This is a genomic window from Crocosphaera watsonii WH 8501, from assembly GCF_000167195.1.
In the GTDB taxonomy this organism is placed as follows: domain Bacteria; phylum Cyanobacteriota; class Cyanobacteriia; order Cyanobacteriales; family Microcystaceae; genus Crocosphaera; species Crocosphaera watsonii.
This window is the reverse complement of sequence record NZ_AADV02000076.1, coordinates 1-17,373: the sequence shown is the minus strand read 5'-3', so window position 1 is coordinate 17,373 and position 17,373 is coordinate 1. Positions and strand designations below refer to the sequence as shown.

The following is a 17,373-nucleotide window of genomic DNA, read 5'->3' as shown; positions in this document are numbered from 1 at the left end:
AGTGGACGGGGATCACTTCACCCGAACAGTCCTTGATGGAGGATTTAACGTTGGAGATGTTAACCAAAATAACTTCTTAGACGTTGGTGAAACCTGGAAGTATTCTGCAACTGACACTGTTCAAGAGTTGTTAACTTCCGAGACAATACACATTGAAGCAGAAGACTTCTACGAATTAAACGGCTACGAAATCGAATATAACGATTTCGCTTCAGGTCATGAGTTAATTAGGGTTTGCTGAAAAAGTTTCTCCAAAATTTATGCCACTTTTGACCAAGAATTTTCTGACAAATCAATAAGTTTTAGTACATAAAAATTGTTTAAAGTATAATCAAAATTAATGAAAGGCGGTTTGATGAGTTCTCCTGTTCTATTATTAGTAAATAAGGACAAAAAAAGCGACAAAAACTGCCTCAGAAGTTTAGAAAGATTGACAACTAAAAATGTAATAGCAATAGATGTAATGGAGGTTTCAGGGAGTTTTGTCATCACGAGATTTAGGCTAAATCTTCGTTTAGCTTGTCCAAACTTTCCCTCAATAGCATTACGGAAGCATTCATCGGAGTGGGCTTGTTTCTTTTCTTCTTCACTGACATTTTTCGGAGGTCTTCCTAACTTCGGACCACTGATTCTTATCCCTCTTTCCTTACACCAATTTCTGTTTTCCCTAGTTCGATAAATTTTATCTACATGGACGGATTCGGGATAATAGCCAAACGTTTCTTTATACTTTTCTACTTGTTCTTTTAAATGACAAGATTCATTGAAGTTTTCCCAACTTATTTTGTCTAGAAACACATAGTTATCTACACAGCTTACTGAGAGTTTAGCTCCAAACTCTATTGGTTTTCCTGCTTTTCCCCTCACTATTGGACGAATATGCGGTTGAGTTAAACTTACAATTCTTTGAGAAACACTCTGGGTCTTATTCTCCCACATTGACTGTTGTTGTTCATAAACTTTTTTGATAGTCTCTAGACAATTTTTCTGTCTTTTACTCAGATTTTCCAGGGAAGCCCCAGCTTGAATTAAGTCTTCTATATTTCCTAAATTTTTCTTAAGGTATTTTAACTGTTTCCCGATAGCTTTTCTTCTTTCTTGATAAGATACTTTTCGTTTTTTAGCTACTTTTAAGTATTCCTTTCTAGCAATTTTTCTAGAAGTTCTCGGCTTTTTTCTCAATTTTACTCTTAATGGTTTATAAAGATTATCTATTATTCTTTCTGTCTCAATTCTGGCTTGATTTAATATGCCTAAATCCGTTGGGTATTTGATGTCTGCTGGCGCACAAGTCGCATCTAAAATTAGTTTACCTTTATTTTTTATTTTTTCTCCTTTTTCTTGGAGACAATCCTTTTTTTTTACTTCTTTATCACTCTTGTCTATTTCTCTTTTTACTATTTTTTATTGATTTTGTTTATCAATTCTCCATCAATTCTTTTCCTAAAATGAACTAGCATTGAAGATTCCAGTGGTGGCTCTTGTTGATAACAATTTAAACCTATAAAGTATTGTAGATAGGGATTTTCTCTAATCTGTTCTATAGTTTCTCTATCACTTGTTCCTAATTTTTCCTTAATAATTAATGTCCCTAATGCCATTCTAAATAGTTTGGCTGGCGCACCTTTTTCTGCTGAAAAAAGTTTAGCATATTCTTCCTCAAAATCATCCCAAGGTATCAACTCTGCCATGATTACCCAACGATTATTGGGGGACAATTTGCCCTCGAAAGGTAATTCAAATTTTTCTGGGGGCGGTAAAGGTTGCTCCTCTTTTCGATACATTTGTTCTTGACCAACAACTGGGAGGTGTTTCTACCAATTATAGCGGTTTGTAGCCGACAAAGCTGATCTTTTTTGCGATCGCGAATATGGGTGTAACCTTTTAAAGAATAGGGTTTTGCTTTTATTCAGCAAACCCCATGTAAGCAACACAGGGAATGTACCCTTTGATGCTGATGAGGTAATCGTTACCGATGATAATGGAACCCCTGATGATACGGACGATGACTTTAATCCTGATCAAGTGCTGGATGGTGAATTTAATGTTGGGGATGTTAACGGGAATAACGTCTTAGATGCTGGTGAAACTTGGAAGTATGCCAAAAACTTGACGGTTGAAGATTTATCCACTTCTGAGACCATTCGCCTAGAAGCTGAAGAATTCCACTTATACAACTACAGCGTTGAACATAACAATGATGCTTCTGCTGATGAGTTAATCAGAATTAACGGTCATCAGGGACATGCTTCTATTAGTTTTCATGGAGAAACCGGTGAATATGATGTTCTTATTGGTTACTTTGAGGAAAACGATGGTCATGCTGAGGGTGAATTTAAAGTCAATGGACACACCATCGATCACTGGATTTTTGATGAACATTTAGGGTCTCATCTTCCTAATGCTCATACTGCCACAACTCGCACAGCAGCCGAACATCTCACCATCGAAACCGGTGACGTTCTTACCCTCAAAGGGTATGAAGATGGTTACGAATTTGCTCGTTTTGATTACATCGAGTTAAGCAGCAAGAGTGATGGCATTTACGAAAATGTCGCTACTGTAGAAGTCGGTGATGGTTATCTTTTCTCCAGTGATATCAGTGGTTATATTAACCCTGAAACCACCGTTGTTTAGAACTCCAATAAATTTGAAGATTCAAAACTTAATTAATTGAATCTAGACACAGAACCGAGAAAAACTGATTTTCTCGGTTCTTTTTTATTGTGTGAGGTGGATAATGTACACCTTATAAAGTTTTCTAAGATTCAGCAAAACGATACAGTAAGTAACCTCCCATAACTAAGCCCAAAATATTTGGTAACCAACCTGCCAACACAGGAGAAATTAAACCCATTAGTCCTAAACTGCCAATCAAAAAACCTAATAAATAATAAGCAAAAATAATCACCACACTTAAGCCAAAACCCGTCGCCCGACTCATGTTTTGAGGGGTCGATCCCAAGGATGAACCAATCACCCCAAAAACCACACAAATAAAAGGAAAAGCTAATTTTTGTTGAATTCTTACCTGAAACGTCCGTAATTTTTTATCATCCCCCATCATCTTTAAAATCCTCATATACTGGCTGGCCTGAATAATATTCATTTCATAGGGATCTCGTCCCTGTAAAGCAAATTCAAAGGCAGCTTTGCTTAAAGGTAACTGTCGATGTTCAAAGGGATCAGCTTCTTTATAAGAAGCATCTGGGGCTAATTTATAAAGGGTTCCGTTGAAAAAATCCCAGGTTTCTTCCTGTCCATTCCACGTCGCTGAATCTGATACTACAATACGATTTAATCGGTTTTCTAACCACTCTAAAACCGTTAAATTTTTCAAGTTTTGCCCATCAAACTTTTCAGCAAAAAATAGATGTTTTAATTGTTTTTCTTTCTCTCCATTGGGTAAAACAACCTGTTCATAATCAGGATAAAAAATATCTTTGTTTTGCCAATAAGGATGTTCTTCCTGTAAATACTCCACTAAAATCCCCGTAGCCCGATAATTGGCCGCCGGAACCACTAACTCACTTACCAAAAACGTTACCCCCGTCACCAGCAAACTCATCACCACAGCAGGAATTATCAAACGATAAAGACTTACCCCACATCCCCGAAAAGCAATTAATTCACTATCACTACTTAACCTTCCGTAGGTTAATAAGGTACTTAACATCACAGAAATAGGCAAAGCATAAGCCGTAAACTCTGGCACCTTTAACAACAAAATTTCTGAAGCTTGTATTAAAGGCAAATTAGAATCCACCACTTTATCCGCTAAATCTGATAAATAACCGATCGCTACCCCCAACACAGACACCAAACCCACAGAAAACAGCAACGGATTAATCAATTGTGTGGCAATATAGCGATCCATCAAGGATAAAGACCAACTACCCCACAGCGATCGCACAAAGCAACCTAAATCTCTAATAACTTTCATGGGCATGGGTTTTAGGGGCATTGTCTTAATGGTTATTAACAAATAAATTTTTTGGGTTCGTTTGCGTTACAATTCGTAACAATACTAACTCCTCTTAGATTGTAATCATAATGGTGATGAAAACCGCTCTAATTACCGGCGCATCTTCGGGTATTGGCAAAGCATTTGCCGAAGAATTAGCTGCTCGTGGTAGTAACCTCATTTTAGTTGCTCGCTCCCAGGATAAGCTAGATCAATTAGCTAAACAACTACAAGAAAGAACATCTATCGATGTTGAAGTCATTGTACAAGATTTAACCGAACCCCAGGCAGCACAAAAGGTATATAAGCAGGTTCAAGACAAGGGGTTAACAGTGGATGGTTTAATTAATAATGCCGGTTTTGCGGATTATGGTCCGTTTGCTGAACGAGAATTATCGAAACAGTTAGAGATGATTCAACTCAATGTGACTGTCTTGGTGGAATTAACCCATTTATTCTTATCCCAGATGCAAACACACAGACAAGGCAGTATCATCAATGTAGCGTCTATTGCAGGTTTCCAAGCTTTACCCTATCTATCTACTTACGCAGCCACAAAAGCCTTTGTTCTCAGTTTCACAGAATCATTATGGGCAGAAAATAAGGATAAAGGGATCAATTGTTTAGCCTTATGTCCCGGTCCAACGGAATCAAATTTCTTTGAAGTTGCTGACTTTCCTCAGAGTTTTGAAAATAAAAATAATGGCAGTTTGACATCAGCGAAAACTGTGGTTAAAGATGGACTGAACGCTTTAGAAAAAAATCAAGCTAATGTGGTAACAGGAAGCATCACTAATAAACTAATAGTTAATAGTTCTCGCTTCTTTCCTAGAGAATTCTTACTCCAGGCCGTAGAAAAAGTATTTAGAGCCTAACTTTTAAATTATATGGAGGTCAACAGTTATTGATCTCTACACCATAAAAAAAGGGTTATTCGCCGTGATCAATAGGCAATAACCCTCTATTTTTGTATGCACCCGCTTTTTGAATCCTGTATTTATTATCTTCGGTTTCTCCTTTACCCTCAATGTTATTACTCACAGTAATGATGTGATTCATATCAATCTAGAAAATAGACAAAAAAAAGAGGTCATTCACTGTCAAAAACAATAAATAACCGCTTGCTGTTGTATGCACCCGCTTTTTGAATCCTGTATTTATTATCTTCGGTTTCTCCTTTATCCTCAATGGTTTTGATCACAGTGATCATGTGATTCATATCAATCTAGAAAATAGACAAAAAAAGGGGGCCATTCACTGTCAAAAACAATAAATAACCCTGTGCTGTTGTATGCACCCGCTTTTTGAATCCTGTATTTATTATCTTCGGTTTCTCCTTTACCCTCAATGGTTTTGATCACAGTGATCATGTGATTCATATCAATCTAGAAAATAGACAAAAAAAGGGGGCCATTCACTGTTAAAAACAATAAATAACCCTGTGCTGTTGTATGCACCCGCTTTTTGAATCCTGTATTTATTATCTTCGGTTTCTCCTTTACCCTCAATGGTTTTGATCACAGTGATCATGTGATTCATATCAATCTTGGGGTAAATTCGTTGTAAAATAAGCACCGAAGGGAAAATTATGGACTCAAGAAAGAATAATATTAACGTTCTCAAGCCATAATCTCACTATCTTCCTCAATCAAAGTAATTAGTAAGCATTCGGAGAAAATCGTGGACTTATCACTCATTCCGGCTCAACCAAAACCTGGTCTAATCAATGTTTTAATCGAAATTCCGGCAGGAAGCAAGAATAAATACGAGTATGAGTGCGGTTCGTTCTCAGCCTAATTCATAAGCTGAGGTGATAGTTAAGAGGTTCTTCGTAACAATTCTTAACTACATAACTGACGGAGCCGATGTGAGTTAAATTCTCACCCCTGAGAGGACAGGTGACTCTAAACCTTGCCACAGTGACCAGACTCGGAATTCTGGAGGCTGAAGCTGGCAAAAGGACGCAATCAGAGGTCAAAGCAGATAGACCACACTGGCGTTATGGTAGTCATCCATGAGTAAACAGAACCTATAAAAGTGTCCTACGTATGACCGGTCAATCTGAATCCAAATGACCGAGTTGATTTGCTACTCTCACAGTATTATTCGAATGATAACTGTAACCCTCGAGAGGCAAATGGGCAAAGTGGTTCGCTCTAAAGATGGCAAGAAATCGCACCGTCGGAACGAATAAAAACGGAATAAAGGTCTTGGGAAAGGTCGAAAACCCAGGTAAGTGAGACGAGACACCGAACCCCTTTATTTCGGGTAGGACAAGGCGTAACTGCCTTGAGGTAATCAGAAAATGGTCAAGTACGTAAATCATGGTTAGACACGAAATCAACTTCAGTGAACTTTGGCAAAAGCTCCCTTGGAAGAAACTCCAAAGGAATCTTTTCCGATTACAAACAAGACTGTTCAAAGCCATTCGAGAGAATGACAGGGTACGAGCAAAGAACCTGCAAAAGCTAATTCTGAAATCCTCAGCAGCAAGATTACTGGCAGTCCGACAAGTTACACAGCTAAACGCTGGAAAAAGAACCGCAGGAGTGGATGGGCAAAAATCCCTGAACTTCAAACAAAGGTTCGCCTTAGCAAAAAGGTTACTCACAGCTAACAAATGGAATCATTCAAAGCTAAGAGCAGTTCCCATCCCTAAAAAGGATGGAACAACCAGAATGCTGAAGGTTCCCACTATGGCAGACAGAGCATGGCAATGCCTTGTTAAATACGCCATAGAACCAGCACATGAGGCACTTTTCCACGCCAAAAGCTATGGGTTCAGACCCGGACGCTCAACGCACGATGCGCAAAAAATTCTCTTCAATAACCTAAGCTCACACGCTAATGGGATTAATAAGAGAATACTAGAGCTAGATATAGAAAAGTGTTTCGACAGGATTGACCACACATCAATAATGGAACGGGTCATAGCACCACAAGCTATTAAACTTGGCCTTTGGAAATGTCTAAAGGCAGGAGTCGGCCCTGAATTTCCAGAACTCCGAACCCCCCAAGGGGGAGTGGTCAGCCCTCTATTAGCAAACATAGCGTTAGATGGAATAGAAGACCTCCACAATAGCATCCGTTATGCGGATGATATGGTTTTCATTTTAAAGCCAAAAGATAACGCTGAGTTGATACTTTTAAGGGTTGAACAGTTTCTAGCCGAACGAGGACTAAAAATAAAGTCAAGCAAAACAAAGCTAGTACACTCGACAGATGGATTTGACTTCCTGGGCTGGCATTTTAAAGTCCAACAAAACGGAAAGTTTAGATGTGTTCCATCAGAGGATAACTATAAAACTTTTATCAATAAAGTCAAAAAAATCGTTAATAACTCGAATATTGGGGCTAGAGTAAAAGCAGAAAAAATTGCACCTCTAGTCAGAGGATGGCGAAATTATCATAGATACTGCAAAATGAGTGGCTCCAGATTTTCCTTATGGAGAACGGCTTATAGAGCCTTCAAGAAATTCAATAAGGAAAAGAAACTTGACCGCTACAAAACTAGGGAATTACTTTTAAAAGCATTCCCATCAGTTCCATACGCAGAAAATCGATTCGTCAGCGTCAAAGGAAATAAATCCCCCTACGACGGAGATACAGTATATTGGAGCAAGCGTAACAGCAAACTCTACACTGATTTCACCTCTAGATGTCTAAGAAGACAGAACCAATCATGCGGACACTGTGGACTTAAATTCATATCTGATGAAAAAGTCCAATTCCATCACATTGATGGGAATCATGATAACTGGAGAACCCAAAACCTTTTGGCAGTCCATCAAAGTTGTCACGATTACATCCACATGGGTAAGACTGGAAAAGTCTAGATTATCGGGAGCCGGATGCGGTGAAAGTCGCACGTCCAGATCTAACTGAGAGGGGCGGAGTTTAATAGCTCCCCTCGACTCAAACCAAGGATATGAAAGCCTTTGCTCTCGATCGCGTTTTGTTTGCCTCGGTACAATATCCTTACGACTATGGGTTTGTTCCTAATACCTTAGCGGATGACGGTGATCCTTTGGATGGCATGGTGATCATTGATCAACCTACTTTCCCGGGTTGTGTCATTGCAGCCCGTCCTATTGGTATGTTAGAAATGATCGATGGTGGAGATCGCGATGAAAAAGTTCTTTGTGTCCCTGATGAAGATCCACGCTTTAGCGAAGTAAAATCTATCAAAGACATTGCTCCTCACCGTTTAGAAGAAATTGCGGAATTTTTCCGTACCTACAAAAATCTGGAGAAAAAAGTCACAGAAATTTTAGGCTGGAAAGATGTTGATGCTGTAATGCCTTTGGTTGAAGAATGCGTCAAAGCCGGAAGTAAATAATCACTCCATGGGGATGAAGGTTTAAGTCTTTATCCCCTTCTCCTAATCTCGATCAAGTTTAATTGCTGTTTAAAGCAGAAAGCATTACCATCTAAATATAAGTCTCTTTTTTTATTTATCTACTATGTTTGTCAAATCTACAACTCGTCATATCCGTATCTATACAGCCGAAGTTCACAAAAATGAATTAGTAGAAAGTGATAATATGCTCACTTTAGATGTTGATCCCGATAACGAATTCAACTGGGAGGAAGATGCTTTACAAAAAGTCTATCGTAAATTTGATGAGTTAGTAGAGTCTGCCAGTGGCGAAGAATTAAGCGATTATAATTTACGTCGCATCGGTTCAGACTTAGAACATTTTATCCGCAGTCTTCTTCAAAAAGGTGAAATTAGTTACAACCTCAAAAGTCGTGTCCTTAACTACAGTATGGGACTACCTAAAGTGGAAAGTCCAGAAACTGAAGGAGCTTATAATCTATAGCCTTGAAATCTTCTTTTGAGATCATTTCTAATATCTTCCTCTTTAACTGTATCCTTAAATTATGTTATCTTCAGACCAGAAGTTTTAGGTTTAAGCAAAAGGTTATTCAACATTGAGCAATTCATTGGATATTATTATTATTGGAGGAGGTGCGGCTGGCTTTTTTGCAGGGATTGTTTGCGCTGAAAATAATCCTCTAACCCGTGTGACAATAATTGAAGGAAGTGCTAAAGTTTTAGGAAAAGTTCGTATTTCTGGTGGGGGACGTTGCAATGTAACTCATCATTGCTTTGATCCAGCAGAATTAGTAACTTATTATCCTCGTGGTGGTAGGGAACTGCGAGGAGCATTTACTCGCTTTCAACCTCAAGACATAATAAATTGGTTTGAGAAAAGAGGTGTAAGGTTAAAAACAGAAGCCGATGGTCGTGTTTTTCCTGTAACTGATAGCTCCCAAACTATTGTTAATTGTCTAATCAAAGCAGCCGAAAATGCTAAGATTGATATAAAATTAAAGTCGGAAGTAGTCGCTTTAAAGTTACAGGAAAACCAGTTTAAAGTTAGATTAAAACACGGAGAAAGCTTAAGAGGTGACAGGATTTTACTAGCAACAGGAAGTAGTGCTAGGGGCTATCAATTAGCCAAATCTCTAAGCCATGAAATTATCACGCCTCTTCCTTCTTTATTTACTTTTAAGATCAAAGATTCACGTTTTCAAGGACTAGAAGGTATCTCCGTCGATTCCGTAGGCTTAAAATTATCTGGAAAAGGTAAAAATAAAACGGCACAACAATCAGGATCTCTTTTAATTACCCATTGGGGTATTAGTGGTTTTGGAGTCCTCAAATTATCCGCATTTGGAGCAAAAATATTGGCGGAAAACAATTATCAAATGTTACTATCAATTAATTGGCTTTTCCCTGATAACCCTCAACAAGTTAAGGAAAAATTAATAGAAATTCAGTCTCAATATCGCCAATCTCGTCAACAAATTTCTTCTTTTTGCCCTTTCCCCTTACCAAAAAGAATGTGGCAAAGATTACTAAACTTTATTGCTGTTGACTCTCAAAAAAAATGGTCTGAACTGTCTAAAAATGAACTGATTAAACTGGCTAAAGAATTAACTCAAGGAGAGTATAAAATTCTCGGTAAAGGAGTTTTTAAAGATGAGTTTGTGACCTGTGGAGGAGTAAAATTGAAAGAAGTTAATTTTTCGACAATGGAAAGCAAAGTTTGTCAGCATTTATACTTCGCTGGAGAGGTTTTAGACATTGATGGAGTAACCGGGGGGTTTAATTTTCAAAGTGCTTGGACTACCGGATGGTTAGCCGGATTAGCTCTTAGCAAATCCTAATATAGCACTTCTCATACTTGTGAGGTACAGAGTTTTCTAGTTTTAGGAGTTCGGAGTTCGGAGTTCGGAGTTCGGAGTTCGGAGGCTCGATATGAGGTGTACATATTGAGTCCGAGAAACGCTATAATACCCTTAGTACATTGTTAAAATCAATTATCCCCTGGGAAAGACCATCCTAAACGAGTTGGTTGCTCATAAATTTTTTTCAAAGTGTTAATATCTCTAGAAGAAATAGGAATCGATGAACTAACTTGTGAAAAATAAAGGACATCATTTTCTTGTAAACTATGACCCCAAATTCCTAAACCGTGACCTAACTCATGACGTGCAGCAGATAGAGTGGCAACTTGACTTAAACGAGGACTAATTTGTATAACCATCTTATGTAAAAGCTGATTGTTTTCGATATAAAACTCATAGCGAGCTTGAGCAGTTCTAGCGCGAGGAATATCTAATTGTCCTGTTTCTGGGTCTACTTGTACATCTATAGGAGGATCATTCCTTTCTATGATAATATCGGCTAATTCGGCTCTGTCTACTTCTGTCATGGGTAAATAACTGTTCCATTCACTAATAGACGTTTCAACTGCACTAACCCATTGATTGAAACGACGAGTTGTCGCAGCAGTATCACTAGGGTTATCGGGACGATCAAAGTAGATTTTTATAGGAAATTCCGACCATAATAGATAACCTGCTACACTGGGTTCAATTTGGTCAAAATAGTCCCCAGAATAGGGTTGATCTTGCCATTGGTTTAATGGAGTGGGTAAAGGATGGGTTTGTAGAGGAGGTAAAGATTCTTCTAAGTCTTTGTCTAATGCAGAAGATTGGGTAATTGTCAATAAAAATAAAGAGATAATTACCAAGATTTTTACCACTGATTTTAAACGAAACTTAGCTTTTTTTTCTTTGTACACAAAATCCTTAACATACAAATACTAACACAGCCTTCCAAGCTTTAAAATTGAACTTGACCACGAGCCAATCTTTTTTTAATCCAGTCAATACAACTATCAGGATTGAGAAACAAAGTTGGTGCAGCAATATTTCTTAATTCATGGGAAGGATAATGCTCATAAGAACATCTTTTTCCTTGTCTATGAATAATGATTAATGTACCTTGATAAGTATAACGTTGCTCAAAATAATCATCTTCTTTTAAATTAACACTGTATTGGTTAAGATGTTCTTGAGCAATTTCTATCATCCCAGTTAATGTAGTAGAGCAAATTCCTGCTGGATTTTTTGCTTTATGAAACTCATCATCATAACCTTGTGACGATAATAAAGAATAAGAATAAATAAACTCACCACTAAGTTTTGCTAAAAGAAAAGGAATAATTAAATATCCTTGGTAACTACTGGATTTTTCGTAAAAAAAACGGTTCATAATTAACTTCTACTGATGTTTAATAGTTTTAAAGTAAAAAACCAAAAATTGAATTAATTGATTAGAAACTTCCTTTAAGAAGTTTTGAGTAGTAATACTGATACAAAAATGTTATTCGTAAGAGAAGCTTGTGAATTGTTCTTATAAAGGATATAATTCACTCACAGATTAGGTCATAGTTGTTATAAATCCGATAATATCTTTAGTATATCAAAAGATGTACTCTTAGCAAATGCCCTAATTCAATCATTTAACTATTGGGGATCAATGAATAAACTAATTATTCCTCTGAAAATACCATTAAATTGTAAATTCATCAAATTTAATAACACTAGAATTGGGTTGACGAGTATCAAAGTAATAACTGCTTACTATTCCTTTTTCTGTGTCTAAAATACTGAAAACTGTGATATAATTACTAGCAATATAAGGTAGAGGATTATTATTTTCATCTGTTAAGGGTGCTAAATTAGGAATAATTGCTTTAAGTCCATTAGGATTACCTATTTCAACATAGTTGGACTGAGAATAATCAGGAGGGATAGGTCTTTTATTATTGCCTAAATGTGCGCCATAACTATTACCAACATTAGAAGATTCTAGAAAATTAATACCATCTTTACTTAAAAAACGATTCCAAAGATGGGAATGACCATAAAAAACTAAGTTAACTTTTGCTGTTTCTAAAAGTGGCATTATATCCCGAATAATATAATCATCTTCTTTAGGATAGTGATAACTAATTTCTGTTACATTGCCATCACTATCGTAGGTAGTATTTTGGATGGGATCGGTATAAGGTGGAACAATATTTCCGCCTAAAGTATGTACGGGATGATGAAACATGACAATTTTGTATTTTGCTTGTTTAAAAGCTTGACTTTTTAGTTCTTTTTCTAACCATTGATACTGTTCACTTCCCTTTTCAATTGTTTGAAAAATATGTTGTCCATAACCCCATTTTTCAGGTTGCTCTAAATCTTTTTCTGATTCTTGATATCTTCCTCGAACATTGTTACTCAAATTAGGAGAACGCCAGATATTAGTCACTTGCAAAACTACTAGACGAATATCCCCAAAAGTTACAGCATAATAATGACTATTATTTGATTCTGTTTGAGGAAAAGAAAAAATTTCTTCGTAGGTGTCGGTATTAAAAGAATTGTCTTTTATCCAGTCACTTTCAATATTAGGATCTCGATTAGTATTAATAATATCAGTTTTTTCTGCATAAATATTTTTAGCCACATTTCTAGGGATAGCATCAACAAATTGTCTGTTTAAACCTGTATTTTGTGACCATCTTCCCATCACTTCATGATTACCAATTGTAGGAAATAAAGGGGCAAATTGAATCAATTGACCACCTCGATAAATTGTATCTTCTATAGTATAATTAGCCAAGCCTTGAAGACAGGGAAAAAATGCCCTACCCCTTTTATCATCGAACCATTCCGAGGCGCGATCGGGAATATTAACTAAGTCACCAGCAAAAAAAAAACAGCATCAATTTTACCTATTGTTTCAACAACTTTTTGTAAATTTGCTGCCACCATAGGCTTTAACTGATGATCAGAAGTTAATAGTATTTTTAAAGGCTTTTTTTCTTTCGGAGAAGGACTTAAAGAAAAAGTTTGACTTTCAATTTGCTGATTTTTAACAAAACTAATGACCTTATAAGGTATTTTTTCTCCTTGATTTAATCCGGTAACTTCCCCTTCATGTCGCCAGATATTTCGTTTAGTTGTCTGAGAATAATCCTCTGTAACTTTTGAATCTTGATCTTCTCTAGTACAACTTAATTGAGTGGTGTTAGCTTTTACTACTTTGTCTAAATTTTGTCCATAAAGAATTTTATGATCGATTCCCGAAAATTCAGTAAACCAAACAACTTTAACCGATGAGGTTGTAGGAAACTGTAAAAAAGGGTCACTTAGTAAAGAATAAGACGAATTAGAATGAGTAGAAGACATTTGTATAACCAAGAAAAAAGTAAGAAAGAATAATAGAATAGGAATAACTTTCAAAAAATTGAAGATTCTTAGAAACATTAGAATTATTAAACTAAATCTTAAACAGCTATAGCAATTAGAAATTATTTGTGATACCACTCCCAAAAAAAGTTACTTCTCTGTGTTGTCTATACCCCGTTACCTAAAAAAATTAACAGGATCTAGGCAAAATAGGTTACAGATACAGAAAAGCTTGCTAGACTAAACTAGATAACTAATGAATCTACCCATGAAGATTCTTGTAATTTCATCCCTTTTTCCTTATCCACCAATACAGGGAAAAGCCCAGGTGAGAACCTTCTCCTTTCTTAAACATCTTAATACAAACTATGACATTACCCTAGTAACCCAAGAATCTGAACAAGTCTTAGAAGAGGATATTGACGCACTGCAAGCGCAGATTGATAATTGTCGTATCTTTCCTAAAATCACCCATCCAGAGAATAACAAAGGTTTCCTAGAAACCGCCAAAAAACTAGGAGTCTTTGTCCAACAAGGAACACCCCCCGGTGTTCGATCCAACTATTCCCAAGCAATTCAAGAATGGGTAGATAAGGCGATCGCATCTGAAAAATTTGATCTTTTATTATGCGAGGGAAGTGCTAACGAAATCTATGTTAGACCCGAATGGCAACAAAAAATTCCCATGGTTATCGATATTCACCGTTCCGTTTATGGAATCTATAAGCATCAAATTGAAACCAATGCTAATGACAGTGGATTTAGGGAGCAGTTAAGTTTGCCCATATTACGCCGTTATGAAAAACAATATTGTCATAAATTTGCTGCTGTGATAGTGGCGAATCAAACGGAACAAAAAATACTCAAAAATTTAAAATTGGAAGTCCCCATCACCCTTATTCCCAATGGATTAAACTTATCGGTTTTTCCCAAACGTCCCAGCAACCAATCAGGACATCGTATTACTTTTGTGGGAACGATGGATAAACCCGCGAATATTGACGCTGCTCGGTTTTTTAGCTTAGATGTCTTCCCAAAAATTCGTCAACGCTATCCCGACGCTACCCTTGATATAGTAGGAAGTCGTCCTGTCCCAGAAGTCTTAGAATAAACCTCTTGCAAAAATATTTTATGCTATAATTAAAGGCTATTTTTTTGCCAATTTAACTTGTTCAGATGTACAAAATATCTGATAATTTTTGAATAATTGAGATAAGAGCGATCGCTTCTACACAAAATCATTAAAAATAGGCTGCTTAAAACAGTTAAGCTAATGATAAAAAGCTCAACCCACTAGAGATTAAATAGATTTTTTTTACAAATTAATTAGCCAAATCGTAGTTATGAAGTCCAGCTATTAAGTTGGCTCTTAATCCAAATCTCTTACCACGATTTCGATAAGGATAAGAAAGGATTTTAAAGATTTTTAAGCGACGATTTATATGTTCGACTGTGATTCTTAATCGATTTAGTTGCCGATTATATTTTTTCTCCTCTTGGCTTAACTTCTTCCCTTTCTTTTTCTTGATGGGGGTTTCACTTAATTGATGAATTTTTCCTATTCCTTGATAGCCTTTATCAGCAAGAACTTTTATTGATGTCCCAAATTTGACCCCACTGTTTTTAAATAGTTTAAAATCATGAGTTTTTCCTTTTCCGTTGACTAGGCATACAATTTGACCAGTTTTCTGTTGAATGACTATTTGTGTTTTTAAAGTATGTTCTCTTTGTTTTCCACTATAAAACTGTTTTTGTCGTTTTTTCGGCCTTTCAATTTGACTTTCCATGACATCCATTACTACCATTTCCTCTTGATAATTCGTTTTCCATAATTCTTTCTTTCCAGGTAGTCGAAATTGACGAGATTTTATTAATATATTTTCGATTTTATGGACAATGCAACAAAGGTTAGATTCGGACATTTTCCACGTTAGACTAATATGGTAATAAGTCCTATATTCTCTTAAATACTCAAGCATTATGAGAATGTGGTCTTCAACTATTAATTTTGGTTTACGTCCGGGTTTCTTTTTTCTTTTTAGATAAGCTTTGACAGTGCGAACCATCACTCTGAAAGTTTTTTTTTACTCCTGTCAAACGCTTGAATTCGGTCTCTTTTAACTTTTTAACTTGCCAATATTTCATTATCAAATCAATTTTCTTAGCTGAATAGTTATCTTTAATAATTATACAACGATTCTTGTTTTAAAACTTAATTGATTTTTGGGGTTCAGGCGATCGCCACTATGAGAGTGCGATCGCTTTACCAATGGTGGCTATGCAAAAAATGAATAATCTTTTATTATACCACGAAAAACTTTTGCAAGAGGTCTAATTAAACGAACTCTCAGGGGTGAATGTCACCGGACAAGTCCCGTCTATTATCGATTATCTTCATAACACCACTGTATCCGTCATTCCTATTCGCAAAAGCATAGGGACAAAAATGCGAACCCTCGAAGCATTGGCCACGGGAACCCCTCTAGTCGCTAGTGATTATGGTTTAGAAGGATTATCCGTTGATAGTCCAGGGACTCCTTTAGGAGCTATGCGTGCCAACGATGTAGACGAATATGTTTATGCGGTGGGTCGTCTCTTTCAAGATGAAAAACTGCAAGAAAAATTATCCAATAATGGACGCGCTTTAATAGAAAATGAATATGCTTGGGAACAGATGACTCAACGCTATGAACAAGTTTTACTAGATACTTGTAGTAAGTATCTAGTAGAAAGTCAAGAATAGTAATATTTTCTCCCAAGTCCCCCAGTCCCCAAGTCCCCCAGTCCCCCAGTCCCCCAGTCCCCCAGTGATTATGTCCAATCCTCAAATTGCTGCCATCATCTGTACCCATAACCGCGATCGCTATTTAGGTGATGCCATTGAAAGTCTCTTAGCTCAAGAGGGTGTTAATTATGAAGTTCTAATCGTGGATAATGGCTCCACAGACCAAACAAAAGAGGTTGTAGCTCCATTTTTATCAAAATCTCAAGTTAGATATGTTTATGAGCCGATTCTAGGGTTATCTGTCGCCCGTAATCGTGGGGCAGAAGAAACTACCGCGCCGATTTTGGCCTATCTGGATGATGATGCGATCGCCTCTTCTCAATGGTTACGGGTTTTAGTTGATGCTTATGAGCAGAAGGAAAAATTAGCGATCGCAGGAGGCAAAGTAACTTTGATCTGGCCCGATAAAATCACCCCTCCCACATGGATTTCTGAAGGGTTAGCAGGGGCTTTAGGGGCTTATGATTTGGGGGACAAGGTTATTTCCATTACCAACCCTCAACTCACCCCCAGAGGTTTAAATTATTCACTTCGAAGGTCATTTTTAGAGAAAATTGGTGGTTTTGATGCTAATTTGGGTAGAGTAGGCAAAAAACTACTTTCCAATGAAGAGTTATTTATGACAGAATTGGCTTTAAATCAAGGATGGGAGGTTTTCTATCTTCCCGAGGCACTGGTTGCCCATAATGTTGCCCCAGAAAGGCTACAGCGTAGTTGGTTTTTGAGTCGAAGTTGGTGGCAAGGGGTAAGCGAGTGTTATCGAGAAGAAATTGCTGGAAGAACTGGAATTAAGCAGCTAGGAAGGGGAGGGGAAAGATTAATAAGAGGGTTATATAAATCCTTAAAATATCTTGGTAATTCAGCAGAAAGCTTTGATAATTTAGTTTACGCTTACGGTCAAATTGGCTATTTAAAAGAAGCCCTACAATTACTCGTCAAACCTTCTCAATCTCCAAAAAAATAATAGAAAAAATGGGACAAAAAACAGCTTTAATTTGTGGTATTTCTGGACAAGATGGGGCTTATCTTGCTCAATTTCTTCTCAATAAAGGTTATGTGGTTTCTGGAACCTCACGGGATG

15 protein-coding genes and 3 pseudogenes are annotated in these 17,373 nt (G+C 36.9%); 12 read left to right on the top strand and 6 right to left on the bottom strand.

All coding sequences use genetic code 11. The features are described from left to right. A partial coding sequence (locus CWATDRAFT_RS40205) for a hypothetical protein (RefSeq protein WP_232287160.1) occupies positions 1-241 on the top strand: 241 nt, incomplete at its 5' end. A gap of 17 nt (positions 242-258) precedes the next feature. Here the strand turns inward: CWATDRAFT_RS40205 and CWATDRAFT_RS34305 are convergent. Beyond that, positions 259-1,784 (bottom strand): IS5-like element ISCwa2 family transposase gene (locus CWATDRAFT_RS34305; protein WP_085961761.1). Its coding sequence is split into 2 segments (ribosomal slippage): positions 259-1,400 and positions 1,400-1,784, totalling 1,527 coding nucleotides; the frame shifts between segments, so codons are not numbered across the junction. 115 nt (positions 1,785-1,899) lie between these two features. Between CWATDRAFT_RS34305 and CWATDRAFT_RS21120 the strand changes: the two genes are divergently transcribed. Then, positions 1,900-2,637 carry a hypothetical protein gene (locus CWATDRAFT_RS21120; RefSeq protein ID WP_007306935.1) on the top strand — a complete coding sequence of 246 codons (738 nt, stop codon included), beginning with the start codon at positions 1,900-1,902 and terminating at the stop codon, positions 2,635-2,637. 124 nt (positions 2,638-2,761) lie between these two features. Here the strand turns inward: CWATDRAFT_RS21120 and CWATDRAFT_RS21115 are convergent, their stop codons facing one another. Beyond that, entirely contained in the window at positions 2,762-3,949 is a 1,188-nt protein-coding gene (locus CWATDRAFT_RS21115; RefSeq protein ID WP_412093237.1) for an LptF/LptG family permease, read from the bottom strand. 104 nt (positions 3,950-4,053) lie between these two features. On the opposite strand from CWATDRAFT_RS21115, the gene CWATDRAFT_RS21110 reads away from it, so the two are divergent. The 6 genes and pseudogenes from CWATDRAFT_RS21110 to CWATDRAFT_RS21080 all read left to right on the top strand — a co-directional run bounded on the left by CWATDRAFT_RS21110 (position 4,054) and on the right by CWATDRAFT_RS21080 (position 10,141). Further along, entirely contained in the window at positions 4,054-4,839 is a 786-nt protein-coding gene (locus CWATDRAFT_RS21110) for an SDR family NAD(P)-dependent oxidoreductase (RefSeq protein WP_007306936.1), read from the top strand. An 805-nt stretch (positions 4,840-5,644) separates the two neighbouring features. Further along, positions 5,645-5,740 (top strand): annotated as a pseudogene (locus CWATDRAFT_RS34300) (inorganic diphosphatase); the annotation flags it as partial. 548 nt (positions 5,741-6,288) lie between these two features. After that, positions 6,289-7,800, top strand: coding sequence for a reverse transcriptase domain-containing protein (locus CWATDRAFT_RS21095; RefSeq protein WP_007306937.1), 1,512 nt, complete (start codon positions 6,289-6,291; stop codon positions 7,798-7,800). A gap of 86 nt (positions 7,801-7,886) precedes the next feature. After that, positions 7,887-8,303 (top strand): annotated as a pseudogene (locus CWATDRAFT_RS21090) (inorganic diphosphatase); the annotation flags it as partial. Between the two features lie 124 nt (positions 8,304-8,427). After that, positions 8,428-8,787 carry an NAD(P)H-quinone oxidoreductase subunit M gene (gene ndhM / locus CWATDRAFT_RS21085; RefSeq protein ID WP_007306939.1) on the top strand — a complete coding sequence of 120 codons (360 nt, stop codon included), beginning with the start codon at positions 8,428-8,430 and terminating at the stop codon, positions 8,785-8,787. Between the two features lie 112 nt (positions 8,788-8,899). Further along, on the top strand, positions 8,900-10,141 hold the full coding sequence (locus CWATDRAFT_RS21080; RefSeq protein ID WP_007306940.1) for a BaiN/RdsA family NAD(P)/FAD-dependent oxidoreductase: 1,242 nt from the start codon (positions 8,900-8,902) through the stop codon (positions 10,139-10,141). A 149-nt stretch (positions 10,142-10,290) separates the two neighbouring features. Here the strand turns inward: CWATDRAFT_RS21080 and CWATDRAFT_RS21075 are convergent, their stop codons facing one another. The 3 genes and pseudogenes from CWATDRAFT_RS21075 to CWATDRAFT_RS21065 all read right to left on the bottom strand — a co-directional run bounded on the left by CWATDRAFT_RS21075 (position 10,291) and on the right by CWATDRAFT_RS21065 (position 13,507). Continuing rightward, a complete protein-coding gene (locus tag CWATDRAFT_RS21075; RefSeq protein ID WP_007306932.1) occupies positions 10,291-11,061 on the bottom strand; it encodes a hypothetical protein in 771 nt (256 codons plus the stop codon). Positions 11,062-11,102: 41 nt separating this feature from the next. Further along, positions 11,103-11,534, bottom strand: a complete 432-nt coding sequence (locus CWATDRAFT_RS21070; RefSeq protein WP_007306931.1) for a hypothetical protein — start codon at positions 11,532-11,534, stop codon at positions 11,103-11,105. Positions 11,535-11,834: 300 nt separating this feature from the next. Next, positions 11,835-13,507, bottom strand: a pseudogene (locus CWATDRAFT_RS21065) (metallophosphoesterase family protein). 268 nt (positions 13,508-13,775) lie between these two features. Here CWATDRAFT_RS21065 and CWATDRAFT_RS21060 point away from each other — a divergent pair. After that, complete coding sequence (locus tag CWATDRAFT_RS21060) at positions 13,776-14,618, top strand: glycosyltransferase (protein WP_232287159.1); 843 nt, start codon at positions 13,776-13,778, stop codon at positions 14,616-14,618. A gap of 211 nt (positions 14,619-14,829) precedes the next feature. Here the strand turns inward: CWATDRAFT_RS21060 and CWATDRAFT_RS21055 are convergent. Then, positions 14,830-15,652 (bottom strand): IS5 family transposase gene (locus CWATDRAFT_RS21055; RefSeq protein WP_085961760.1). Its coding sequence is split into 2 segments (ribosomal slippage): positions 14,830-15,591 and positions 15,593-15,652, totalling 822 coding nucleotides; the frame shifts between segments, so codons are not numbered across the junction. A gap of 208 nt (positions 15,653-15,860) precedes the next feature. Between CWATDRAFT_RS21055 and CWATDRAFT_RS21050 the strand changes: the two genes are divergently transcribed. The 3 genes from CWATDRAFT_RS21050 to CWATDRAFT_RS37505 all read left to right on the top strand — a co-directional run. Continuing rightward, on the top strand, positions 15,861-16,250 hold the full coding sequence (locus tag CWATDRAFT_RS21050; RefSeq protein WP_021834972.1) for a glycosyltransferase: 390 nt from the start codon (positions 15,861-15,863) through the stop codon (positions 16,248-16,250). Between the two features lie 70 nt (positions 16,251-16,320). Further along, the gene (locus CWATDRAFT_RS21045; protein WP_007306943.1) at positions 16,321-17,256 is read left to right on the top strand and encodes a glycosyltransferase family 2 protein; all 936 of its coding nucleotides are present in this window, start codon (positions 16,321-16,323) and stop codon (positions 17,254-17,256) included. An 8-nt stretch (positions 17,257-17,264) separates the two neighbouring features. After that, a partial coding sequence (locus tag CWATDRAFT_RS37505) for a GDP-mannose 4,6-dehydratase (RefSeq protein WP_198139010.1) occupies positions 17,265-17,373 on the top strand: 109 nt, incomplete at its 3' end.